This is a genomic window from Kitasatospora sp. NPDC022785 (assembly GCF_055561295.1).
Map to the genome: position 1 here is coordinate 72,558 of NZ_JBVHHB010000021.1, position 22,572 is coordinate 95,129.

The 22,572-nt window shown below is 73.2% G+C and carries 20 protein-coding genes and 1 tRNA gene; 4 read left to right on the forward strand and 17 right to left on the reverse strand.

Annotated elements, in window-relative coordinates:
- Positions 1–11: 11 nt before the first annotated feature.
- The 7 genes from ACZ3YO_RS28070 to rsmI all read right to left on the reverse strand — a co-directional run bounded on the left by ACZ3YO_RS28070 (position 12) and on the right by rsmI (position 6,347).
- Entirely contained in the window at positions 12–941 is a 930-nt protein-coding gene (locus ACZ3YO_RS28070; protein ID WP_465574525.1) for a 4-(cytidine 5'-diphospho)-2-C-methyl-D-erythritol kinase, read from the reverse strand.
- Entirely contained in the window at positions 938–1,822 is an 885-nt protein-coding gene (gene rsmA / locus ACZ3YO_RS28075; protein ID WP_465574528.1) for a 16S rRNA (adenine(1518)-N(6)/adenine(1519)-N(6))-dimethyltransferase RsmA, read from the reverse strand. Before rsmA ends, ACZ3YO_RS28070 begins: the two co-directional genes overlap by 4 nt.
- Positions 1,823–1,850: 28 nt before the next feature.
- Entirely contained in the window at positions 1,851–2,048 is a 198-nt protein-coding gene (locus ACZ3YO_RS28080) for a hypothetical protein (RefSeq protein ID WP_465574530.1), read from the reverse strand.
- Positions 2,049–2,137: 89 nt separating this feature from the next.
- Positions 2,138–3,016 (reverse strand): TatD family hydrolase, encoded by an 879-nt coding sequence (locus ACZ3YO_RS28085; protein WP_465574533.1) that lies wholly within the window; start codon positions 3,014–3,016, stop codon positions 2,138–2,140.
- The gene (gene metG / locus ACZ3YO_RS28090; RefSeq protein WP_465574535.1) at positions 3,016–4,635 is read right to left on the reverse strand and encodes a methionine--tRNA ligase; all 1,620 of its coding nucleotides are present in this window, start codon (positions 4,633–4,635) and stop codon (positions 3,016–3,018) included. Before metG ends, ACZ3YO_RS28085 begins: the two co-directional genes overlap by 1 nt.
- 160 nt (positions 4,636–4,795) lie before the next feature.
- A complete protein-coding gene (locus tag ACZ3YO_RS28095) occupies positions 4,796–5,254 on the reverse strand; it encodes a hypothetical protein (RefSeq protein WP_465574538.1) in 459 nt (152 codons plus the stop codon).
- Positions 5,255–5,489: 235 nt separating this feature from the next.
- On the reverse strand, positions 5,490–6,347 hold the full coding sequence (gene rsmI, locus ACZ3YO_RS28100) for a 16S rRNA (cytidine(1402)-2'-O)-methyltransferase (protein ID WP_405361099.1): 858 nt from the start codon (positions 6,345–6,347) through the stop codon (positions 5,490–5,492).
- A 106-nt stretch (positions 6,348–6,453) separates the two neighbouring features.
- Here rsmI and ACZ3YO_RS28105 point away from each other — a divergent pair, with 106 nt between their 5' ends.
- Positions 6,454–8,286, forward strand: a complete 1,833-nt coding sequence (locus ACZ3YO_RS28105; RefSeq protein ID WP_465574541.1) for a dolichyl-phosphate-mannose--protein mannosyltransferase — start codon at positions 6,454–6,456, stop codon at positions 8,284–8,286.
- Positions 8,287–8,449: 163 nt separating this feature from the next.
- Positions 8,450–10,222 carry a penicillin-binding transpeptidase domain-containing protein gene (locus ACZ3YO_RS28110; RefSeq protein ID WP_465574544.1) on the forward strand — a complete coding sequence of 591 codons (1,773 nt, stop codon included), beginning with the start codon at positions 8,450–8,452 and terminating at the stop codon, positions 10,220–10,222.
- Positions 10,223–10,249: 27 nt separating this feature from the next.
- Here the strand turns inward: ACZ3YO_RS28110 and ACZ3YO_RS28115 are convergent, their stop codons facing one another.
- From ACZ3YO_RS28115 to ACZ3YO_RS28135, 5 genes are all read right to left on the reverse strand, one after another.
- Positions 10,250–11,656, reverse strand: coding sequence for a glycosyltransferase 87 family protein (locus ACZ3YO_RS28115; RefSeq protein WP_465574547.1), 1,407 nt, complete (start codon positions 11,654–11,656; stop codon positions 10,250–10,252).
- A 127-nt stretch (positions 11,657–11,783) separates the two neighbouring features.
- A complete protein-coding gene (locus tag ACZ3YO_RS28120) occupies positions 11,784–13,352 on the reverse strand; it encodes an amino acid permease (protein WP_465574741.1) in 1,569 nt (522 codons plus the stop codon).
- Positions 13,353–13,532: 180 nt separating this feature from the next.
- Complete coding sequence (locus ACZ3YO_RS28125) at positions 13,533–15,041, reverse strand: penicillin-binding transpeptidase domain-containing protein (RefSeq protein WP_465574550.1); 1,509 nt, start codon at positions 15,039–15,041, stop codon at positions 13,533–13,535.
- Positions 15,041–16,372: an FtsW/RodA/SpoVE family cell cycle protein gene (locus ACZ3YO_RS28130; RefSeq protein WP_465548135.1), complete on the reverse strand. Its 1,332-nt coding sequence runs from the start codon at positions 16,370–16,372 to the stop codon at positions 15,041–15,043. The genes ACZ3YO_RS28125 and ACZ3YO_RS28130 overlap by 1 nt, the downstream gene beginning before the upstream one ends.
- Positions 16,373–16,514: 142 nt before the next feature.
- Entirely contained in the window at positions 16,515–16,847 is a 333-nt protein-coding gene (locus ACZ3YO_RS28135) for a DUF1269 domain-containing protein (RefSeq protein ID WP_465574553.1), read from the reverse strand.
- 305 nt (positions 16,848–17,152) lie between these two features.
- On the opposite strand from ACZ3YO_RS28135, the gene ACZ3YO_RS28140 reads away from it, so the two are divergent.
- Together ACZ3YO_RS28140 and ACZ3YO_RS28145 are read left to right on the forward strand one after the other, a co-directional pair.
- A complete protein-coding gene (locus tag ACZ3YO_RS28140; RefSeq protein WP_465574556.1) occupies positions 17,153–18,469 on the forward strand; it encodes a VWA domain-containing protein in 1,317 nt (438 codons plus the stop codon).
- 2 nt (positions 18,470–18,471) lie between these two features.
- Positions 18,472–19,362, forward strand: coding sequence for a peptidase (locus ACZ3YO_RS28145; RefSeq protein WP_465574558.1), 891 nt, complete (start codon positions 18,472–18,474; stop codon positions 19,360–19,362).
- A 201-nt stretch (positions 19,363–19,563) separates the two neighbouring features.
- On the opposite strand, the gene ACZ3YO_RS28150 is transcribed toward ACZ3YO_RS28145, so the two are convergent.
- The 5 genes from ACZ3YO_RS28150 to moaC form a co-directional block, all read right to left on the reverse strand.
- A tRNA-Ala gene (locus ACZ3YO_RS28150) sits at positions 19,564–19,637 on the reverse strand.
- An 80-nt stretch (positions 19,638–19,717) separates the two neighbouring features.
- On the reverse strand, positions 19,718–20,782 hold the full coding sequence (sepX, locus tag ACZ3YO_RS28155) for a divisome protein SepX/GlpR (protein ID WP_465574561.1): 1,065 nt from the start codon (positions 20,780–20,782) through the stop codon (positions 19,718–19,720).
- 150 nt (positions 20,783–20,932) lie between these two features.
- Positions 20,933–21,559 (reverse strand): GNAT family N-acetyltransferase, encoded by a 627-nt coding sequence (locus tag ACZ3YO_RS28160; protein WP_465574743.1) that lies wholly within the window; start codon positions 21,557–21,559, stop codon positions 20,933–20,935.
- Positions 21,556–22,074, reverse strand: coding sequence for a MogA/MoaB family molybdenum cofactor biosynthesis protein (locus tag ACZ3YO_RS28165; RefSeq protein ID WP_465574563.1), 519 nt, complete (start codon positions 22,072–22,074; stop codon positions 21,556–21,558). The genes ACZ3YO_RS28160 and ACZ3YO_RS28165 overlap by 4 nt, the downstream gene beginning before the upstream one ends.
- On the reverse strand, positions 22,071–22,571 hold the full coding sequence (gene moaC, locus ACZ3YO_RS28170; RefSeq protein ID WP_465548140.1) for a cyclic pyranopterin monophosphate synthase MoaC: 501 nt from the start codon (positions 22,569–22,571) through the stop codon (positions 22,071–22,073). Before moaC ends, ACZ3YO_RS28165 begins: the two co-directional genes overlap by 4 nt.
- Position 22,572: the final 1 nt, after the last annotated feature.

Sequence of the window (22,572 nt, forward strand, 5' to 3'; positions counted from 1 at the left end):
CCCGCGGCGCCTCAGCCGCCGAGCACCGCCGCCCCGGGCACCGGCCCGTACGTCGCGTGCGCGGTGCGGCAGGTGCCGGACGCCCGCAGCGCCTCGGCGACGGCGGCCGCCGCGTCGGCGTCCTTGGCGAGGAAGGCGCAGGTCGGGCCGGAGCCGGAGACCAGGGCGCCGATCGCGCCGGCCTCGGTGCCCGCGCGCAGGGTGGCGGCGAGCGCGGGGCGCAGCGAGAGGGCGGCCGGCTGGAGGTCGTTGGCGAGCGCACCGGCCAGGGCGACGGCGTCGCCGTCGGCGAGGGCGGCGAGCAGGGCCGGGTCGGCGTCGGGGGTGGGCACGTCGGTGGCGCTGGAGCCGGTGCCGGCCTCCTCGCGGAGGCGGTCGCACTCGTGGAAGACGGCCGGGGTGGAGAGGCCGCCGTCGGCGACGGCGAACACCCAGTGGAAGATCCCGGCGACGGGCAGCGGGTCGAGGATCTCGCCGCGGCCGCGGCCCAGGGCGACGCCTCCGACCAGGGCGAACGGGACGTCGGAGCCGAGCTCGGCGGCCAGCTCCAGCAGGGTGTCGGCCGGCGTGTCGAGGCCCCAGAGCGCGTCGCAGGCGACCAGCGCCGCCGCACCGTCCGCGCTGCCTCCGGCCATGCCGCCGGCCACCGGGATGGCCTTGGCGATGTGCAGGTGGACGGCGGGGTCGGCGAGGCCGTGGTGGGCGGCGAGCAGCCGGGCGGCGCGGGCGGCCAGGTTGCTGTCGTCGAGCGGGACGACGGCGGCGTCCGGCCCGGAGCAGCTGAGGGTGACGCCCTCGCCGGGTGAGCCGGGCGTCGCCGTCACCTCGTCGCCGAGGGCGACGGCGAAGAAGACGTTGGCCAGGTCGTGGAAGCCGTCGGCGCGCAGGCCGCCGACCCCCAGCTGGACGTTGACCTTGGCGGGGACCCGTACCGTGATCACTCGGACTCCGACTTCGCGGGCTTGTGCTCGGCGATCGCGGCGAACTGCTCGACCGTCAGCATCTCGCCGCGCAGCTTGTGGTCGATCCCGGCGGCGGCGAGCGCCTGCTCGGCCCCGGCCGGTGAGCCGGCCCAGCCGGCCAGGGCGGCGCGCAGGGTCTTGCGGCGCTGGGCGAACGCGGCGTCGACGACCGCGAACACCTCCGCGCGGGTGGCGGTGGTCTGCGGCGGCTCGCGGCGGATCAGCGAGACCAGGCCGGAGTCGACGTTCGGCGCGGGCCAGAACACGTTGCGCCCGATGGCGCCGGCCCGCTTGACGTCCGCGTACCAGTTGGCCTTGACGGACGGGACGCCGTACACCTTGTTGCCGGGCTTGGCCGCGAGCCGGTCGGCGACCTCGCTCTGCACCATCACCAGGGTGCGCTCGATGCTGGGGAACGTCGCCAGCATGTGCAGCAGCACGGGCACGGCCACGTTGTAGGGGAGGTTGGCGACCAGCGCGGTGGGCGGCGGACCGGGGAGCTCGGTGACCTCCATGGCGTCGCTGAGCACCAGGTCGAAGTCCTCGGCGCGGGCGGGCAGCCGGGAGGCGACGGTGGTGGGCAGGTGCCGGGCGAGCAACGGGTCGATCTCGACGGCGGTGACGTGCGCGGCGACGTCGAGCAGCGCCAGGGTGAGCGAGCCGAGCCCGGGGCCGACCTCGACCACCGCATCCTCGCTCGTCACCTCGGCGGCCCGGACGATGCGGCGCACGGTGTTGCCGTCGATGACGAAGTTCTGCCCGCGCTGCTTGGTCGGCTTCACCCCGAGGGTGGCCGCCAGCTCCCTGATGTCGGAGGCGCCGAGCAGGTGCGTGTCGGAGGTGGGGTCGGTGGTGCTCACCCCGCAAGGATACGGGCGGGGCGGGTGCTCACGGTTCGACGGCCTGCTGGAGGTCGATCTCGACGGCGTACGGCAGCTCGGCGCGCAGGACGCCCTCGTGCTGGGCGACGGGCAGGTAGACGCCCTTCTCCTCGTCCCGGTGGAACTCGTGGACGGGGAGGTTGTCGATCCCGCGCTCGACCCGCCAGTAGTACGGGATCCCGGGCTCGGCGTACGGCCCGGGCACCCATGCCAGGCAGCATCGCAGTCCGACGAGAGTGCCGAATCGTTTCGGCGCGACCCGATATGTGTTCGACCGATGTCCGTTCGGCCGGCTCAGTACCCGAAGGCCCGCGCCGTGTTCGCCGCGATGGCCGTGGCGAGCTCGTCCTCGTGCAGCCCCAGGGTGCCGGCCATCGAGCGGACGGTGACCGGAATCAGGTACGGGGCGTTGGGGCGGCCCCGGTAGGGGTGCGGGGTGAGGAAGGGGGCGTCGGTCTCGACCAGGACGCGGTCGAGCGGAGTGGCCGCGAGGGCGTCGCGCAGGGGCTGGTTGGCCTTGAAGGTGACGGGGCCGGCGAACGAGAGGTACCAGCCGTGCTCGGCGCAGGTCTTGGCCATCGCGGCGTCGCCGGAGTAGCAGTGGAAGACGGTCCGCTCGGGGGCGCCCTCCTCCAGCAGGACGGCGATGACGTCCTCGTGGGCGTCCCGGTCGTGGATGACCAGGGCCTTGTCGTGCCGCTTGGCCATCTCGATGTGGCGGCGGAACGACTCCTTCTGGATCTCGACGCCTTCGGGGCCGGTACGGAAGTAGTCGAGGCCGGTCTCGCCGACGGCGCGGACGTGCGGCAGCGCGGCGAGCGCGTCGATCTCGGCGAGGGCGGCGTCGAGCGCCGCCTGCCCGCCGGCCGGGCGCTGCTGCCCGGACCAGCCGTCCGGGTCGCCCAGGTAGATCCGCGGGGCCTCGTTGGGGTGCAGGGCGACGGCCGCGTGCACCTGCTCGAACTGGGCCGCCAGGTCGGCGGCCCAGCGTGAGCCGGGCACGTCGCAGCCCACCTGGACGACGGTGGTCACGCCGACCGAGGCGGCGCGTGCCAGGCCCTCGGCGGGGGTGCCGGCCTGCATGTCCAGGTGGGTGTGCGAGTCGGCGACCGCCACCGCCAGCGGGGCGGGCAGTGGCGGCGGCGTCGACCGGTCGTCGTCCTTCTTGGCCATCAGGCGGAGGGCTTCTCTTCGAGACGCGGGAACAGGATCTCGCCCTTGGTGACGGTGGCACCGGCGGGCAGCCGGCCCCAGTCCGCCACGGTGGCGATGGTCTGCGCGGCCAGCTCGCCGAGGCCCTCTTCGGCGCCGAGCGAGACCCAGAGCTTCTCGGCGGTGGCCGGCATGACCGGGTTGAGCAGGACGGCGGTGGCCCGCAGCGCCTCGGCGGCGGTGTAGAGGATGGTCGCGAGGCGGGCGCGGCCCTCCTCGGAGTCGTCCTTGGCGACCTTCCAGGGCTCCTGCTCGGTGAGGTAGCCGTTGACCTGCTTGACGAACTCGAAGACCGCCGCGAGGCCGCCGGCGAAGTCCAGCTCCTCGCCGATCTTCCGGTCGGCGGTCGCGACCGCCGCCGTCAGCCCGTCCGCGACGGCCTGCTCGGCCGGGCCGGCGGCGACGGCGGCCGGCAGCACCCCCCCGAAGTACTTGCCGACCATGGCCGCCACCCGGGAGGCGAGGTTGCCGAAGTCGTTGGCCAGCTCGGAGGTGTACCGGGCGGTGAAGTCCTCCCAGGAGAACGAGCCGTCGGTGCCGAACGGGATCGCCCGCAGGAAGTAGTAGCGGTAGGCGTCCACGCCGAAGTGCGAGGTGAGGTCCTGCGGGGCGATGCCGGTCAGGTTGGACTTGGACATCTTCTCGCCGCCGACCATCAGCCAGCCGTTGGCGACGACCCGCTTGGGCAGCGGCAGGCCGGCGGCCATCAGCATGGCCGGCCAGATCACCGCGTGGAACCGCAGGATGTCCTTGCCGACGAGGTGCACCGAGGCCGGCCACAGCTCGGCGAAGCGCTCCGGGTCGCTGCCGTAGCCGGCGGCGGTGATGTAGTTCTGCAGCGCGTCCACCCACACGTAGAGCACGTGCTTCTCGTCCCAGGGCAGCGGCACGCCCCAGTTGAAGGTGGAGCGGGAGATGGAGAGGTCCTGCAGGCCCTGCTCGACGAAGCGGAGCACCTCGTTGCGGGCGGACTCGGGAGCGATGAAGCCGGGGTTCTCGGCGTAGAACTCCAGCAGCTTCGGGCCGTAGGCGGAGAGGCGGAAGAAGTAGTTCTCCTCCTCCAGCCACTCGACCGGCTTCTTGTGGATCGGGCAGAGCTTCTCGCCCTCGGTGGCGCCGTCGAGCAGCTCGGCCGGGAGCTTGTACTCCTCGCAGCCGACGCAGTACGGGCCGGAGTAGCCGCCCTTGTAGATCTCGCCCTTGTCGTACAGGTCCTGGACGAACTCCTGCACCCGGTCGGTGTGCCGCTGCTGGGTGGTGCGGATGAAGTCGTCGTTGGCGATGTCGAGGTGCTGCCAGAGCGGCTTCCACGCCTCTTCGACCAGCTTGTCGCACCACTCCTGCGGGCTGACCCCGTTGGCCTCGGCGGTCCGCAGGATCTTCTGGCCGTGCTCGTCGGTGCCGGTCAGGTACCAGACCTTCTCGCCGCGCTGGCGGTGCCAGCGGGTCAGCACGTCACCCGCCACGGTGGTGTAGGCGTGGCCCAGGTGCGGGCGATCGTTGACGTAGTAGATCGGGGTGGAAACGTAGTACGCCGGGGTCGTGCTCCCGGTGGTGCTGTGCTCTGCAGTGGCCGCCATGGTCGGAAAGCTTAATCGGGTGCGGGGGCCGCCCTCGACCGAGTTACCCCGGCGGGCGGCACCGCCACCCGCCGGCCACGTCGACTCCCGGGCGGCACCGCCACCCGCCGGCCCCCTCACCTCCCCGGCGGGCCGCGCTGCCCGCCGGGCGGTCAGCCCGTCAGCCCGTCAGCCGCGACCAGAGCCGGCCCAGGAACCCGCGCTGCCGGGCGGGACCGGCCTCCGGGGTGGCCTCCGGTGCGGCCACCGGGGCGGCCACCGGCACCCCGGCCGGCTCGGCGTGCGCCGAGTAGCCGGGGGCGTGCTGCCAGAGCTGGTCCGCGACGGCCACCCGGCCCTCGCGCATGATCCGGACGGTGTGTCCGCCGCATCCCGGGCAGGTCGGCTTGAGCAGCGGGGACGGCACCCTGACACCGTTTGCGTGGTACTCGAACACGACCCGCCCGTCGCGGGCCACGTGGTGCTCGATGTCGTACGCCTGCTCCCAGCCGTACCCGCAGCTCAGGCACGCGAAGGAGTAGGCCTCCCGGACGGTCTCCACGGGAGAGTGCGGCCGGCCGGTCAGGCCGGGGTCGCTCAGCGCGTTACCACCACGAGGGCTACCGATCGTCTCGCTCATAGCCGTCTCCCAGCGCCCGCCGGACGCTCGCCCGGCTGGGTCTTTCCAACCCAGGAAATGCCCGGAACGCCCCGGTCGATGCCCGTCTTGTGAAGTCTTGGACGCGGATTGGGAATCCCTATACGAAAGGGTGGGTCGTCTCCGGAAACCACGGTCAAAGCTTCAGCTCAACGGGTGTTTACCCGGGGCCTTCTCTCCAAGGTACGCGCCCCCGCCGACCGCGGCACCCCCGGTCTCAGGGCTTCACCACCGCCGCGTTCTTGGCCGCGACCACCGCGTCGAACACGTCCCGCTTGGGCAGCGCGAGCTCCGCCGCGACGGCCGCGATGGCCTCCTTGCGCCGCTCGCCGGCCTCCTCCCGGACGGCCACCAGGCGGGCCAGCTCGGCCGGGGTCAGCTCCTGCGGGGCGGCCGGCGGGGCGCCCGCGACCACCACGGTGATCTCGCCCTTGACGCCCTCGGCCGCCCAGGCCGCCAGCTCGCCGATCGGGCCGCGCTTGACCTCCTCGTACGTCTTGGTCAGCTCGCGGCAGACGGCGGCGGGCCGGTCGGCGCCGAACGCCTCGGCCATCGCGGCCAGCGCCTCGGCGATCCGGTGCGGGGCCTCGAAGAAGACCATGGTGCGCGGCTCGGCGGCGACCGTGGCGAGCTGGCGGGCCCGGTCTCCGGTCTTGCGCGGGAGGAAGCCCTCGAAGGTGAAGCGGTCCACCGGCAGGCCGGAGAGCGCCAGCGCGGTGAGCACGGCGGACGGCCCGGGCACCGCGGTCACCTTGACGTCGGCGGCGACGGCGGCGGCCACCAGCCGGTAGCCGGGGTCGGAGACCGAGGGCATCCCGGCGTCGGTGACCAGCAGCACCCGGGCGCCGCCGACCAGCGCCTCGACGAGTTCGGGGGTGCGGCCGACCTCGTTGCCCTCGAAGTAGGAGACGACCCGCCCGGCCGGGGTCACCCCGAGCGCCTGGGTGAGCCGGCGCAGCCGCCGGGTGTCCTCCGCCGCGATCACGTCCGCGGTGGCCAGCTCGGTGAGCAGTCGGGGCGGGGCGTCCGAGACGTCGCCGATGGGTGTGCCTGCGAGAACGAGTACTCCTGTCACGCGCCCCATCCTTCCAGCATCGAGGCCCCAGGTGCTTTTGGTGACGATTCGGGCAGCTTCGGAGGGAGCCGTTCTCCGTGTGGGAAGCGCCCCTACGATGTGGCGGATGAACGGCGACACGGCGGCAGAGACGCCCACTGGTACAGACCCCACCGCGCAGGGTGGCGTCGGCGTGCCGGTCCTGACGGACCAGGCGTCCCCCGCCGTCCCGGCCCCGCGCGCGCCCGAGCCGGAGCCCGGGCGGCCGCGGTCCGCGGGTGCGGCCTGGCTGCGCGGCCTGTCCCGGTACGGCTACACGCCGGCGCCGCGGGCCACGCTCGCCGAGCTTCTGGTGCCGCCGATGCCGGACGGCCCGGGGGTGACGCCGGACCGCGTCGCGCCCTGGCCGCTGCTGCTGCGGCTCGGCGTAGCCCTGCCGGAGGCCCTGTGGTCCTGGCTCCTCCGCTGGGCGGGGTGGCTCGGCCCGCTCGCGGTGGCGCTGTTCGCCGGGATCCTGCGGTTCACCGACCTCGGGCAGCCGCACGCGATCGTCTTCGACGAGACGTACTACGCCAAGGACGCCTACGCGCTCTGGCACGGCGGCTACGAGATCAACTGGCCGGACGGCGCCAACGAGCAGATCATCGCGGGCGGGCCGGTGCCCTACCGGGCGGACCCGAGCTACGTGGTCCATCCGCCGGTCGGCAAGTGGATCATCGGCGCCGGCGAGCAGCTGTTCGGGATGAACCCGTTCGGCTGGCGGTTCGCGGTGGCGCTGCTCGGCACGCTCTCCGTCCTGATGGTGGCCCGGATCGCCCGCCGGCTGTTCCGCTCGACGCTGCTGGGCTGCGTGGCCGGGCTGCTGCTCGCCGTGGACGGCCTGCACTTCGTGCTCAGCCGCTCGGCGCTGCTGGACCTGGTGGTGATGTTCTGGATCCTCGCCGCCTTCGGCTTCCTGCTGCTGGACCGTGACCACACCCGGGCCCGGATCGCCCGGCGGCTCGGCGGCGTCGCCGACGCGGCGGCCGCCCAGCGGCTGAACCTGGGCTGGCGTCCGTACCGGATCGCGGCCGGTGTCTGCGTCGGCCTGACCTGCGCGACCAAGTGGAGCGGCCTGTACGTGGCGGCCGCCTTCGGCGTGCTGACGGTGCTCTGGGACGCCGGCGCCCGCCGCCTGGCGGGCGCGGGCCGCCCGTACCTGTGGACGCTGGTGCGGGACGTCGTACCGGCCTTCGTGTCGGTCGTCGTGGTCTCCGCGGTGGTCTACGTGACCTCCTGGTGGGGCTGGTTCGCCAGCAGCACCGTGCCCGGCAGGGGCGGCTACGGCCGCGACTGGGCGGTCGGCCGGTCCACCGACTACCCGTGGATCCCGGAGGGCCTGCGGGCGCTCTGGCACTACCACTCGACGGTGTACGACTTCCACACCCACCTGAGCGACCCGCACACCTACCAGTCGAACCCGTGGAGCTGGCTGGTCCTGGGCCGCCCGGTCTCCTTCTTCTACGAGTCCCCCAAGCAGGGCCAGGCCGGCTGCACGGTGAGCGAGTGCGCCCGCGAGGTGCTGGGCATCGGCACCCCGCTGCTCTGGTGGACCGGCGCGGTGGCGCTGGTGTACTGCCTCTGGCGCTGGGCCGCCCGGCGCGACTGGCGGGCCGGCGCGGTGCTCTGCGGCCTGGCCGCGGGCTACCTGCCCTGGTTCGCCTACCAGCAGCGGACGATCTTCCTCTTCTACGCGGTGGCCTTCGTGCCGTTCCTGGTGCTCGCGGTCACCATGATGGTCGGCGCCCTGATCGGCCCGCCCGGGGCCTCCCGGGACCGCCGGATCATCGGTTCGGCGGCGGCCGGGCTGCTGGTGCTGCTGATCGTGTGGAACTTTCTCTTCTTCTACCCCCTGTTCACGGGGGAGACGATTCCGATGGACGACTGGCGCAGGCGGATGTGGTTCAACAGCTGGATCTGAGCGGGGGAACGGTGCCGACGTGGTGCCCGACACGTACCAGATCCGTCACAAGACCCCGGCATTTCGTCAGTGTGCGGAGCCGGTCTGCCTAGGCTGAGCACCGAACGCGTATCCGGCCACCTCCGAAAGCGGCCAGTCGCCAGACCCTTGGGGGAGCAGCACCATGCGCAGAGGCGCGAAGATCGGCATCATCACCGGCGTGTCCCTGGCCGTGCTCGCGGGCGGCGGGTACGGGGCGTACAGCCTCGTCGGCGGCTCCGGCGGCACGGACGGAGCCCAGGGCAAGAAGGCCCGCACGGTGGTGGCCGAACCTCCCAGCGCGGAGCAGGCGACGGCCGGCGCCAAGGACTTCCTGGAGGCCTGGGCCGCCGGTGACCTCGCCAAGGCCGCCGGACTGACCGACGACCCGGCGGCCGCGACCACCGCACTGACGGCCTTCAAGGACCAGGTGAAGCCCAGCGGGCTGACCCTCGCGCCGTCCGGCCCGGCGACCCCCGCCGCCTTCGCCTCGGCGACCGGTACCCCCTCCCCCGCCGCCAAGGCCACCGGCGCGGCCTCCGCCTCGGCGACGCCGTCCGCGGCGGGCACCGATGCGCCGTCGGCCTCCGCCTCGGCGGCCCCGACCGGTGTGCTGATGGGCTTCAAGGCCCGCGCCGAGTTCGAGGGCACCAACCGGGTCTGGGACTACAACGGCTTCCTCAGCGTCGTGAAGATGAGCGACAACACCCCGGCCGTGCACTGGGCGCCCTCGGTGCTCCACCCTCACCTGGGCCCGGGCGAGGTCATCTCCACCCAGCCGGTCTTCGCCCCGCCGGGCAACGTGGTCGACCGCAACGGCAAGCCGCTGCAGGGCAGCTCGATCACGCCGGCGCTGCTCTCCACCCTGCAGACGAACTACCGCAAGATCCTCCAGTCGGACCCGACCAAGGACCAGAGCGACGCGGGCAGCGGCGTGGTGATCACCGACGCGGCCGGCAAGGGCGCCCAGGACAAGCTGTTCACCATCGTCGAGCCCAAGCCCGCCAAGCCGTTCAAGCTGACCATCGACAACGCGATCCAGGCCGCCGCCGAGAAGGCGATGACCGACCTCGGCGGCAAGTCGGGCTCGATCGTGGCCATCGAGCCGAGCACCGGCCAGGTCCTGGCCTTCGCCAACGCGCCCGCCAACGGCCAGAACCGCGCCTTCGAGGGCCAGCTCGCCCCCGGCTCGACGATGAAGATCGTCACCTCGACGGCCCTGCTGGAGGCCGGCGTCAACCCGGACACCGTGGTGCCCTGCCCGCTGAAGAGCAGCAACGCGCAGGCGATCCCGAACTCCTTCCCGGACGCCTACCCGAACAACACGCTCCAGCAGGACTTCATGATCTCCTGCAACACCGCCTTCATCAACCAGGGCCTGGCCAGCCTCAAGCCGAACACCCTGGGCAGCACCGCCAAGGAGGTCTTCGGCATCGGGATGGACTGGAAGACCGGCCTGACCAACTCCGACGGCAAGGTGCCGGACCCGGGGACCAACAAGGACGAGCAGGCCATGCAGTCCATCGGCCAGGGCAAGGTCCAGATGAACCCGCTGGCCATCGCCTCGATCACCGCCACCGTGCAGAGCGGCGAGTTCAAGCAGCCGATCCTGGTCGCCGACCTGCCGCAGCAGAAGGCGGCCCGGTCGCTCTCCCCCGATGTCGCCGGCAAGCTGCGCGCGATGATGGCGGCCACGGCCAAGGACGGCACCGCCAAGGCCGTCATGAACGGGATCTCGGACAACGCGGGCGCCAAGACCGGCTCGGCGGAGGCCACCGGCGTCGAGACCACCAACAGCTGGTTCACCGCCTACCGCGGCAACATCGCCATCGCCGCCGAGGTCCAGGGCGGCGGCCACGGCGCCGACGCGGCCGGCCCCGCCGTCGCCTCCGTCATCAAGGCGGCCGGCACCCGCTGAGCCCTGCCGAGGAACGCCCTGCCCCGGTCAGCTCCGGGGCAGGGCCGGCTCCGGCCGGGCCAGCAGGCAGGTGGACGGGACGGGCCGCCGCCCGCTCCAGCGCCGGGCCGCCAGCCGGGGCCAGATCACCAGCACCACCGGCAGCGCCAGGTATCCGAACCGCCCGGCCGGCGCCAGCATGAACGCGATCGCCAGCCCCGCCGCGAGCAGGTCGGCGGCGGCGATCGCGGAGACCGGCGGCCGGGCCAGCAGCCAGATCGCCACCCCCAGCCCGCCGACCGTCATCAGCGCCAGCGACACGGTGTGCCCGGTCGGCCCGAACCCGGCCAGCACCTTGCCGGGCAGCGGGCTGCCCGCGGGCGTCTGGATCGCGGTCAGCCCCAGCGGGAACCGCACCACCTGCTCGCGCAGCGCGTCCGCCCGGGCCAGCGCGGAGGGCCCGATCACCGCCAGGCCCGCGCCGAGCGCGGTCAGCCCGGCCCGGGCGGCCGGGCGCCGCCCGTAGAGCCGCCAGAGCAGCAGCACGGCCACCGGCAGCGCCGGCCAGGCCGTCCACTTCAGCGTGCAGGCCAGCGCCAGGACCAGCCCGGCACCGATGGTGCGGTCCCGTTCGGCCAGCGCCATGGCCAGACAGCAGACCCCGATCAGCGGCAGGTCCACCCCGCCGACCACCAGCGCCAGCGCGATCAGCGGCGAGGCGGTGAGCACGCCCAGCGGCAGCAGCGGGGCGCGGTCCCGGGACGGCCGCAGCAGCCGCCAGCTGGCCAGCAGGCACGCCAGGAAGGTCAGCGCGAACCAGATCCGGGCGTCCCCGGCCACCTGCGCCACCGGGTTGCCGCTGCCCACCAGGGCGCGCGGCATCCCGAACAGGGTCATGGCCGGCAGGTACGGGTTGTAGTCGGTGACGACCACCGGGTGGGGCAGGTACGGGCTGCCGGTGGTGAGCAGCAGGTGCGCCGAGCGTTCGACCACCATCACCTCGGACTGGTGGCGGCCCTCCAGCGCCAGCAGCGCCAGCGGCACCAGGACGGCGCCCAGGAGGGCGACCCCGGCCGCCGCACGGGCGGCGAACCGCCGGGGCAGGGTCAGGCAGAGCAGCCCGGCGAGGGCGTACGCGGGGGCCGCGACGGTGCCCCAGAGCCGTTGGTTGGGCAGGTCGGAGACGAGCGGGAAGGCCGCCGCCCAGCCTGCGGCGATCAGGCAGCCGAGCAGTTGGACTCGGCGCATCGAGGCGAGCCGGGCCGGATTCAGCCGATCGGGGGGTGGCGAGGGCGTGCCGTCACCACGCTGACGGGGGAACGGCCTGGCGGTCAGGCTGCGGCGCAGCCGTTCGCGCGCGGTCGGTGGTCCGGCCGCCGCGGGCGGGACGGCCGCGCCACGGCCGGTGAAGCGGCCGCGCGGGCGGGAGTGGCCGGGCGTGCGGGTGCTCACCATGGTGGAAGGTTATTGGCGGGGACCGCGCCCTGTCGCCGTGTCCGGGATGTGCGTGTCCACGGGGACGCAAGGGGCCGCCGGGGTGTCGTCACCGTCCGGCGGCCCCGTCCGCGGGTGGCCGTGATGGTCAGCCGGCCTTGCTGTCGGCGGGCACGGCGGCCGCGTCGGGCTGCTCGGCGCGCTCCAGCTTGGAGTGCTTGATGCTGTAGCCGAAGTAGACGGCCAGGGCGATCACGAGGGCGACCCCGCCGGCTTCGAAGGTGTCGGCGTGCAGGCCGGTGATCAGGTAGATGCAGAAGCCGACGCTGACCAGCGGGACGACCGGGTAGCCGGGCACCTTGAAGCCGCGCGGCAGGTCGGGCTGGGTGCGGCGCAGGATGATCACGCCGATGGAGACCACCGAGAAGGCGATCAGGGTGCCGAGGCTGGTGATGTCGGCCAGCTTCTCCAGCGGGATGAAGGCGGCCAGCGCGCCGACGCCGAGGCCCACCACGATGGTGTTCCAGACCGGGGTGCCGGTGCGCGGCGAAAGCTGGGCGAAGCGCTTGGGCAGCATGCCGTCGCGGCCCATCGAGTACAGGATGCGGGTCTGGCCGTAGATCACCACGAGGGTGATGGAGAAGATCGAGAGGATCGCGCCGATCGCGAAGACCATCGCGGGCCAGCTCTGGCCGGTGATGTCCTGCAGGATCTGGGCGAGGCCGGCCTCCTGGCCGTCGAACTTCTCCCAGGGCTGGGCGCCGATGCCCGCCAGGGCGACCAGGATGTAGAGCAGGGTGACCACGACCAGCGAGATGATGATCGCCATCGGCAGGGTGCGGCGCGGGTTCTTGACCTCCTCGCCGGCGGTGGAGACGGCGTCCAGGCCGATGAACGAGAAGAAGATGCTGGAGGCCGCGACCTGCACACCGCCGATGCCGAGCGGCATGAACGGGGTCAGGTTGCCGGAGTGGAAGCCGGTCAGCGCGACGCCGACGAAGAGCACCAGGATGAGGATCTTGATGGCCACCATGGCCGCGTTGACCTTGACCGACTCGCTGACGCCGCGGATCAGCAGGAAGCAGACCATCGCGACCAGCAGCAGCGCCGGCAGGTTGAACCAGTGGGTGCTGTCGGGCGCGCCGGACAGCGTCTCGGGGATCTTCGTCCCGAAGGCCAGGTCGAGGAACTTGTTCAGGTACTCGGCCCAGCTGACCGCGATCGCGGAGGCCGAGACGCCGTACTCCATCAGCAGGCAGATGCCGACGGCGAACGCGACGCCCTCACCGAGGGTGGCGTAGGCGTACGAGTACGAGGAGCCGGAGACCGGGATCGCGGACGCCATCTCGGCGTAGCAGAGCGCGGTGAGGCCGGCGGTGACGGCGGCGATCACGAAGGACAGGATCACGGCCGGGCCCGCCGAGGGGACCGCGGTGCTGAGCACGAAGAAGATGCCGGTGCCGATGGTGGCGCCGATGCCGATCGAGGACAGCTGCCAGAGTCCGATCGAACGCCGCAGGTGGATGCCGGAGCGTCCGCCCTCTTCGGGCGCACCGGCGGGGAGGGCGTCGTGGCCCTCACTCTCGGCGATCAGGGTGGAGACGGGCTTGCGCCGCAGCAGGCGCGCGCCGAGGGTGTTGCTGGCCAAAACGACGATCCTTCTAGGCGGGGGAGGGTGTCCTAGCGGCCGGTCACTCGATACGCCATGGGGTGACATCAAGGACCAACCGAACAAACATGGGACAGTACCCCGCGAAAGCACCAGTGTCGCAAACGAACAGTCGCGCCGCGCGCATTGTACGAATCGTCGCATCAGACTGTACAAACCGGACACTTCGCAAACGGCGGATCTCTCATCGAGCAGCTAAGCCGCAGGTCAGCGCCGCCTTGAGCGCCGTCAGCCGCCCAGTACGGCCTGCATCACCGAGCGCGCGACCGGCGCCGCGAGGCCGCCACCGGTGACGTCCGTGGCGTCACTGTCCGCGATCACCACGGCGACGGCCACCGGCGGCACGTCGTTCGAGCCGGCCGGCGCGGCCCAGGAGATGAACCAGGCGTACGGCGTCCCGGTGTTGTCCACCCCGTGCTGGGCGGTGCCGGTCTTGCCGCCGACGACCGCGCCGGCGATCCGGGCGTTGCGCCCGGTGCCGTTCTCCACCACGTCGGTCATCAGCTTCTGCACCTGCCCGGCCACCGCCGGGCTCATCGCCCGCCGGTACACCTCCGGACGCATCAGCTGCACGGTGGTGCCGTCGCTCCTGGTCAGCTTGTCCACAAGCTGTGGATGCATCACCGTCCCGTTGTTGGCGACCCCGGCCGCGACCATCGCCATCACCAGCGGGGTGGCCGCGGTGTCGAACTGGCCGATCGAGGAGAGCGCCACCTGGGACTGGTTCATCGCGGTGTCGAAGTTGGAGCGCGCCGGCCGGACGGGGACGTCCAGCCGGGCGTCGTTGAAGCCGAAGTCCTCGGCCGTCGCCACCATCCTGTCCAGCCCCACCTGCACTCCGAGGTAGCCCATGACGCTGTTGCAGCTGAGGACCATCGCGGTGTCCAGCGACTGCCCCGGCTCGTCGCAGGCCGACGTGTCGTTGACCAGCGGCGTCGTGGTGCCCGGCAGCACGTACGGGTACGGCGCGGTGGTCGGCGCGTCGATGTCGGAGACCACGCCGTTCTGCAGCGCGGCCGCCGCGGTGACCACCTTGAAGGTCGAGCCCGGCGGGTAGGTCTGGCGCAGCGCCCGGTTGAGCATCGGCTGGTCCGGGTCGGCCTGCAGCCCGTTCCAGGCCGCCTGGTCCGCGGCGGAGGAGCCGGCGAAGCTCCCCGGGTCGTACGAGGGCGTGCTGGCCAGCGCCAGGATCCGGCCGGTGGCGGGCTCGATCGCGGCGACCGCGCCCTTCTGGCCGCCCAGCCCGCGCATCGCGGCCTGCTGGGCGGCCCGGTCGATCGTCGTGTGGACGTCACCGCCCGGGTTCTGCTTCCGGGCGATGGCGTCCCAGACGGCCCAGCTCGCCAGCCGGCTGTCGGTGCCGGAGAGCAGGTCGTCCTCCGTCCCCTCCAGCTGGGTGTTGCCGTACGCCTGCGAGGAGTACCCGGTGACGGCCGCGTACAGCGGCCCGTCGGTGTAGGTGCGCTTGTAGTCGTACCGGCCGCCGGTCGGCTCCGAGCCGGTGACGCTGTCGGCGCCCACCAGGATGTTGCCGCGCGGCTGGGAGTACCGCTCGATGGTGAGCCGCTGGTTGGCCGGGTTGTGGTCCAGCTCCTTGGCCTGGAACACCTGCACCCGGGTGGCCTGGACGCAGAGCGCCACGATCAGCAGCAGGCAGAAGGTGCCCGCCCGGCGTCCGGTGACGGAGATCCCGGGCCGGCCCTGCGGCCCGTTGCCCCTGCCGCGGCCCAGCGCCATCAGGCCTCCCCGGGGGCCGGCCGGCGGGCGAGGTCGCTCATCCGCACCAGCAGCGCGACGATGATCCAGTTGGTCACCACCGAGGAGCCGCCCTGGGCGACGAACGGCAGCGTCATCCCGGTCAGCGGGATGAGGTCCAGCACCCCGCCGGCGACCACGAACACCTGGAGGCCGACGATCGCGGCCAGCCCGATCGCCAGCAGCCGCCCGAACGGGTCGCGCAGCGCGATGCCGGTCCGGAACCCGCGGGAGACCAGCAGCGCGTACAGCAGGAAGAGCGCGATCAGCCCGGTCAGGCCCAGCTCCTCGCCGATGGTGGCGAGGATGAAGTCGGACTTGGCGGCGAAGCCGATCAGCACGGAGTGCCCGTTGCCGAGCCCGGCGCCCAGCTCCCCTCCCCAGGCGAAGGCGAACAGCGACTGGGCGATCTGGTTGGCGCCCCGGCCGGCCGCGATCGAGCCGAGCGGGTCCAGCCAGTCGTTGACGCGGCTGTGCACGTGCGGCGAGAGCCAGCCGACCCCGACCGCCGCCACCGCGGCCAGGAACAGCCCGATCGCGATCCAGCCGCTGCGCGCGGTGGCCACGTAGAGCATCACCACGAAGAGGCCGAAGAAGAGCAGCGAGGTGCCGAGGTCGGTCTCCAGGACGAGGACGCCGACGAACGCCGCCCAGATCAGCAGCACCGGCCCGAGCACCCGCCCGCGCGGCAGCTGGAACCAGAGCACCCGGCGGCCGGTCAGCGCCAGCGCGTCCCGGTGCACCGCCAGGTAGGCGGCGAAGAAGACCGCCAGCAGGATCTTGGCGAACTCCCCCGGCTGGAAGGAGAGCGGCCCGATCGTGATCCAGATGCGCGAGCCGTACACCGGCGGGAAGAAGATCGGCAGCACCAGCAGGACCAGCGCCACCAGTGCGCCGATGTACGCGTAGCGCTGCAGCCGCTTGTGGTCGCGCAGCAGCAGGACGACGGCGATGAACAGGCCCACCCCGAGGGTGGACCAGAGCAGTTGGGTGGGCGCCGCGCCGCTGCCCGCCGTGGCGCGGTCCAGGCGGTAGATGACGACCAGGCCGGTCCCGTTGAGCAGCACGCCGATCGGCAGCAGCAGCGGGTCCGCGTACGGCGCCTTCCAGCGGACCACGGCGTGCGCCAGCAGCGCGAGCACGCCGAGCGCGGCGCCGTACTCGGCCGCGTCGGCGGGCACCGTGCCGTCGACGTTGACGCCGACCTCGGCGTAGCCGAAGACGGCGATCAGCACGGCGGCCAGGACCAGCGCGAGTTCGGTGTTGCGCCGGGTGGGAACCGTCCGGCGCGGCCGGCCGGCGCTTCTCGTCACGGCGGAGGGTGTCGCCACGGACCGTCCTGGGTGTCCCTGCTGCGGTGGTGGTGGGTGGGCCGTCGTACGACGGCGATCGGGGCGGACGGGCGGCCGGGCCCGTCCGCCCCGACGTGAGCGGCTGGTCAGGTGGGCCGGTGGCTCAGACGGAGGCCCGGGCGCTCTGCGGCCGGGACGCCTCGACGGTCGCCCTCGGCTCGGCCTCGGCCTCGGCGGAGAGCGAGGTCTGGATGATCCGGCCCCCGTAGCGGGCCGGCGCCGGGACGACCTTGTCCGCGGTGGCCTTGCGGACCAGCAGGAAGACGGCGGCCGTGCCCGGCCGGAGGTGCCGGCCGCCCTCGCGCATGAAGTCGTCGTCCACCCCGATGTCGGTGGTGGCGCCGACCGCGGCACCCGCGGCGCCGCCGACCGCCTCGTTGCGCACCGCCTGGGCGGTGGCCGGATCCGGGTAGGCGATCGCGAAGAGCTTTCTCACGTGCGGGTCCTTCCACTCCGTCGGACGTTCCGGCCGGGGCGGCGTGCCGGCACATCCGACGCCGGAGCCCCTTTCGTCACCCTAACGAGCACTATCCATATTTATCGGCTCTTCTGCCCGGTGTGTCCCGGATTACCCGGACCCCCTCCGCACTCCCTCCACACTCCTCTCCGCACCCTCGGTGCATCCTTCGGCGCCCGGCGCCCGATCGCCCACCGGCGCCCGGGAGTTCACGCCGGATCCCGGCCGCCCGCACACCGGACCGCGTTGGCCACGGCGAACTGATGATCCCTAGGATCTGGCGGGTGACTACCGGACGACGACCCAAGGCCAGGCTCGGCAGCCTGCTGGCCGCCCTGGCGATAACAGGCGGTGCGCTGCTCAGCGGCCTGCCCGCCCATGCCGACGAACCATCAGCCGGCTCCGCCGGCAAGGAAGCCCCCCGGGTCGACCTCGTCCTGGACGTCAGCGGCTCCATGCGCGCCGCCGACATCCAGGGCAAGAGCCGCATCGCGGTGGCCCAGCAGTCCCTCAACGAGGTGATCGACGCCCTGCCCGCGGAGACCGAGTTCGGCATCCGCACCCTCGGCGCCAACTACCCCGGCGACGACAAGGCCCAGGGCTGCCAGGACACCAAGCAGCTCTTCCCGGTCGGCAAGACCAACAAGGTCGAGGCCAAGACGGCCGTCGCCACGCTGCGCCCGACCGGCTGGACCCCGATCGGCCTGGCCCTGCGCGGCGCCGCCCAGGACCTCGGCAAGGGCGAGACCACCCGCCGGGTGGTGCTGATCACCGACGGCGAGGACTCCTGCGCCCCGCCGGACCCGTGCGACGTGGCCCGCGAGCTGGCCGCCCAGGGCATCCACCTGGTGGTCGACACCCTGGGCCTGGCGCACGACGACAAGACCCGTCAGCAGCTGCTGTGCATCGCCAACGCGACGGGCGGCACCTACACCGACGTCCGCACCCAGGAACAGCTCACCGACAAGGTGAAGCAGCTGGTCGACCGCTCCAACGACACCTACACCGTGACGCCGGTCAAGACCGCGGGCACCGACAAGTGCGAGAGCGCGCCCGTGCTGACCCCCGGCGTCTACAGCGACCGGGAGAAGTTCTCCCAGCACCGCGTCTACCGCGTCCCGGTCAAGGCCGGACAGGAGCTGCGCGCCTCGGTCAGCGTCTCCGTGGACCGGGCCGTGGCCCGCGACTACGGGGTCCTGCTCCAGGCCACCAGCACCGCCGGCCAGGAACTGGTCCGCGGCACCGACGCCGGCAGCGGCCGGACCGACGTGGTCTCCACCGGCCTGCGCTGGTCCACCGACGACTCCAAGGGCTACGCCACAGCGACGCCCTCGGCCTCCCCGAGCGGCAAGCCGGAGACCACCGTCTGCCTGGTCGTCAGCAACTCGCTGGCCGCCCAGCCCGGCGTCCAGGCCGAGCCCGGCCTGCCGCTGGAACTGACGGTCGACCTGACCGCCGCGTCGCCCGCCCCGGACGGCCCGGCGATGGGTCTCGGCCGCGGCTGGATCCTGCTGCTGGTGCTCACCCTGGCCGGCCTGCTGACCGGCCTGCTCTTCGGCTGGATCGCACGCTGGCGGATCGCTGTCTGGCGGGAGAACTGATCATGCCCAACTCGACGACCCGCGGCTCCTTCCGCAAGGCCCTGGCCGGGCTCGCCCTGCTCCCGGCCCTCGTGGTCGCGGCCCCGGCCGCCTCCGCCGCCTCCCCGTCCGCCTCGCCCAGCGCGAGCGGCACTCCCGCCCCCGTCACCAAGGCCGGGACGTCCTTCCTGACCGCGATCAACCTCGCCGCCCGCCAGGACGCCAACGTCGCCGCCTCCACCGGCGACTACCTGTACTGGGCGTTCGGCGCCTCCGAGGGCCAGACCCCGACGGTCGGCCTGACCGTCAACCTGGCCCCCTCCACCGACCGGCACGGCCCGCAGACCTGGAGCGTCGAGGTCTTCGACGGGCTGCGCCGCCGCCAGTCCTGCACCGCCGGCACCCAGAACGCGACCGCCGAGCCCACAGCGGCGTCGCTCGCCCTGAGCTGCACCCTGCGCGAGGTCCGCTCCTGGGCCGAGCCGTGGTCCGGCGACCCGCTGCCCGGCACCTACTACGTCCGTCTCTCGGTCTCCGACGTCCCGCAGCCCGACCTCGGCCTCGCCGCCTCCGTCCAGCTGCACGTCGCCGCCAAGGGCGACGCGGACAACGCCCAGCCGGAGGGCGGCGAGCTCAAGGCCCCGCTCGTCCCGCCGACCGGCGGCGGCGCCGCGACCGCCAAGGCGGCCGCACCGGCGGAGCCCGAGGACCACTGGTACACCGGCTGGTTCTCCGGCTGGAACAGCCGCTGGTTCTGGACCCTCGCCGGCGGCGCCCTGGCCGCCCTGGCCGGCGTCGCGGGCTACACCCTGACCCGCCACCCGCGCGGCCACCGTCCGGCCCGCTACGGCACCGTCCCGCCGCAGGCCGGCGCCCCGCAGCCGGGCCCCTACGCGGGCTCGGGTCAGTCCTGACGGACCCCGCCCACCCCCCGAGGGCCGGCCGGAGCACCCGCTCCGCCCGGCCTTCGGCCGTTTCCGCCCCACAGGAGTGATCATCGTCACGCCGCCGAACCGGCGCCCCGCCCCGAGCGCCTGACCCGCCGTCCGGCGCCCACGCCCCCACAACGCAGAAGTCCCGCCCGATCTGATGATCGGGCGGGACTTCCTGTTGGGTGGAGCTGAGGGGATTCGAACCCCTGACCCCCTCGATGCGAACGAGGTGCGCTACCGGACTGCGCCACAGCCCCAACGAGAAGAAACTTTAGCACCTTTCGGAGGGGGCTTGTGACCACCCCCCGGGACGCCGTCCTGGTCGGCGCCGGCGCGGTCATTCGTTGGCGGCGCGGGGGCGGGTCTCGGGGGCCGGGGCTTCGGCGTACTGGTCGAAGAGCGGAGTGGTGCGGGCCTCGGTGGGCCGGCCCGCGGTCCAGGTACCGGGGGCCGACAGGTCGAGGCCGCGGGTGACCCGGGGGGCCACCGGAGCGGTGACGTAGGTCGGCAGCGGGACGGGCACGGGCTCCCAGGAGTCCGGGCCGGCCGCGCCGCGCTCGCGCATGCCGTCGACCCACTCCTCGTGCTCGGTCGCCTCCGCCACGGCGGACGCCGAGGCGGAGCCGGTGGCCGGGGCGGGGTCGGCCGGAGCCGGCTCGGTGGCGAGCCGCAGGTGCGGGCGGCCGCGGAGGGGCTCCGCGGGGGCGTCCGGCACCGGTTCCTCGGCCGGGCGGGCCTCGGCGCGCTGCTGCTCGCGCTTGCGCAGCCGCTCGGCGGCCTGGGCGGCCCGGGCGCGGTCGAGCTTCACCTCGTACCGCTGGCGCTCCAGCTTGCGCAGGTGGCCGATGTAGAGGGTGAGGAGGACGGCCGGCACGGCCGGGACCCAGAGGAAGGCCAGACCGGCCACCGCCGCGACGACCGCGCCGAGCGCGAACGCCAGGAAGAGGACGCTGACCATCCGGCGACGCCGGGCGAGCAGCCGTGCCCGGCGCTCGACCCCGGCCCGCCGCTCGGCGGTCTCCTCGGCCGCGCGCTCCGCGGCGCGTTCGCCCGTCCGCTCGGCCGGGTGCCCGGCGGGGTGCTCCACGGGCCGCTCGGCCGGATCGTCCGCCGGGCCCCCCGCCCGATCCTCGGCGGGGCCGTTCCCGGGGTCGCCTGAGTCGGCCTCGTCCCGTCCGGGAGGGCCGTCCTTGCTCTGCTCGTCGTCACGCGGTTCGTCGCCCAGGGCCCGGGATGCCCGCCGCTCCAGCGCCGAACGCCCGGCCAGCAGGCGGATGGCGGTGCTGAAGCGTTCCGTCGGGCGCGCCTCGTTGAGCTCGTCCTGCCTGCGGAGCCACATCGGCACGAGATAGGCGGCCCAGGCCCCTACGATGACGGCGTAGATAAGGCCGCTACTGCTCACGTTTCACACCGTACGGGCGCCGGGGAAGGCCTGGCAGCAATTTGGCACGGCGTGTCGTGTGATCAAGCTGATTCTCCGACTATTTTGCCGGTATTTGTGCCCGTCCGTCGCCACGCCGATGCCATATCGATATTTCTTTCGAACATGTATTCAATTCCTGCGGCCGCGCCCGGAACTGAGCGCCCGCCAGCGCTCCAGCATCCCCTCGGGGACCTCCTCCGCGGTGAGCGCGTACACCAGGTGGTCCCGCCAGTCGCCGTCGATGTGCAGATAGCGCGGCCGCATTCCCTCCGAGCGGAAGCCGAGCTTTTCCACCACCCGCCGGCTCGGCCCGTTCTCCGGGCGGATGCAGACCTCGATCCGGTGCAGTCCGAGCGTGCGGAAACAGTGGTCCACCGAAAGCGCCACCGCGGTCGGCATGATGCCCCGGCCGGCCACCGCCTCGTCGACCCAGTAGCCGACATTGGCCGAGCACATCGAACCCCAGGTGATCCCGCCCACGGTCAGCTGGCCGACCAGCCAGCCCTTGTGGAGCACCACGAAGGGCAGCATCCGCCCGGCCGAGGCCTCGCCGCGCAGGAAGCGGACCATCTGCCGGTAGGTGGGCCGCGGACCGGCGCCCTGGCCGGCCGGACCGGGCGGCACGGTGGCCTCCCAGCGGCGCAGCCAGTCCCGGTTGCGCCGGCTGACCTCCTGCCACTCACGCTGGTCGCGCACCCTGATCGGGCGCAGCGCGACGTCCCCCTCGTGGAGCTCGACCGGCCAGCCGGCGTTCAGTGCGCTCTCCCGGAAGCAGGTGCGTCGGGCCGGGGGTGGTCCCCGCCACCGAGCTGGTCGACGGCGTGGGCGAGCAGCGGCTCCAGGACGGCCAGGCCGTCCTTGACGCCGCCGGTCGAGCCCGGCAGGTTGACGATCAGGGTACGTCCGGCGAGGCCGGCCAGCCCGCGGGAGAGCGCGGAGGTCGGGACCTTCGCGCGGCCGTGGGCCCGGATGGCCTCGGCGATGCCGGGGACCTGCCGGTCGATGACCCTGGCGGTCATCTCGGGGGTCAGGTCCATCGGGGAGATGCCGGTGCCGCCCGTGGTCAACACCACGTCGTAGCCGGCCGCGACGGCCGCCCGCAGGGCCGCCTCGACCGGTTCGCCGTCGGGGACCACCTCGGGGCCGTCGGCGGTGAAGCCCATCTCGCGCAGGCCTGCCACCAGCAGCGGGCCGCCCTTGTCCTGGTAGACGCCGGCCGAGGCCCGGTTGGAGACGGTGACGGCCAGCGCGCGCATGCCCGGCTCGCTCATGCGCCCGCCTCCGGGGTGAACCAGTCACCGCTCTTGCCACCGGTCTTGCTGAGCACCCGGACGGACTCGATGGTGGCGCTCTTGTCGACGGCCTTGACCATGTCGATCACGGTGAGGCCGGCCACCGCGACGGCGGTGAGCGCCTCCATCTCGACGCCGGTGCGGTCGGCGGTCTTCACGGTGGCGGTGATCTCGACCGCGTCGTCGGCGACGGAGAGGTCGACCTTGACGCCGGAGACCGCGATCGGGTGGCAGAGCGGGATCAGGTCCGGAGTCCTCTTGGCGCCCATGATCCCGGCGATCCGGGCGACGGCGAGGGCGTCACCCTTGGGCACGCCCTCGCCGCGCAGCAGCTCGACCACGCGCGGGGAGACCCGGACCCGGCCGGCCGCGACGGCGGTGCGCGCGGTGGTCGCCTTCTCGGAGACGTCGACCATCCGGGCCGCGCCCTGGTCGTCGACATGGGTGAGGCGGTCGCCGGGGGGTGAGGTGCTCACG

Excerpts from the sequence above, each read along its gene's own strand:
- ACZ3YO_RS28085 (WP_465574533.1), bottom strand. The coding sequence starts at position 3,016 with ATGGCCAAGAAGGACGACGACCGGTCGACGCCGCCGCCACTGCCCGCC.
- metG (WP_465574535.1), bottom strand. The coding sequence starts at position 4,635 with ATGGCGGCCACTGCAGAGCACAGCACCACCGGGAGCACGACCCCGGCG.
- ACZ3YO_RS28095 (WP_465574538.1), bottom strand. The coding sequence starts at position 5,254 with ATGAGCGAGACGATCGGTAGCCCTCGTGGTGGTAACGCGCTGAGCGAC.
- ACZ3YO_RS28105 (WP_465574541.1), top strand. The coding sequence starts at position 6,454 with ATGAACGGCGACACGGCGGCAGAGACGCCCACTGGTACAGACCCCACC.
- ACZ3YO_RS28110 (WP_465574544.1), top strand. The coding sequence starts at position 8,450 with ATGCGCAGAGGCGCGAAGATCGGCATCATCACCGGCGTGTCCCTGGCC.
- ACZ3YO_RS28115 (WP_465574547.1), bottom strand. The coding sequence starts at position 11,656 with ATGGTGAGCACCCGCACGCCCGGCCACTCCCGCCCGCGCGGCCGCTTC.
- ACZ3YO_RS28120 (WP_465574741.1), bottom strand. The coding sequence starts at position 13,352 with ATGTCACCCCATGGCGTATCGAGTGACCGGCCGCTAGGACACCCTCCC.
- ACZ3YO_RS28125 (WP_465574550.1), bottom strand. The coding sequence starts at position 15,041 with ATGGCGCTGGGCCGCGGCAGGGGCAACGGGCCGCAGGGCCGGCCCGGG.
- ACZ3YO_RS28145 (WP_465574558.1), top strand. The coding sequence starts at position 18,472 with ATGCCCAACTCGACGACCCGCGGCTCCTTCCGCAAGGCCCTGGCCGGG.
- ACZ3YO_RS28165 (WP_465574563.1), bottom strand. The coding sequence starts at position 22,074 with ATGAGCGAGCCGGGCATGCGCGCGCTGGCCGTCACCGTCTCCAACCGG.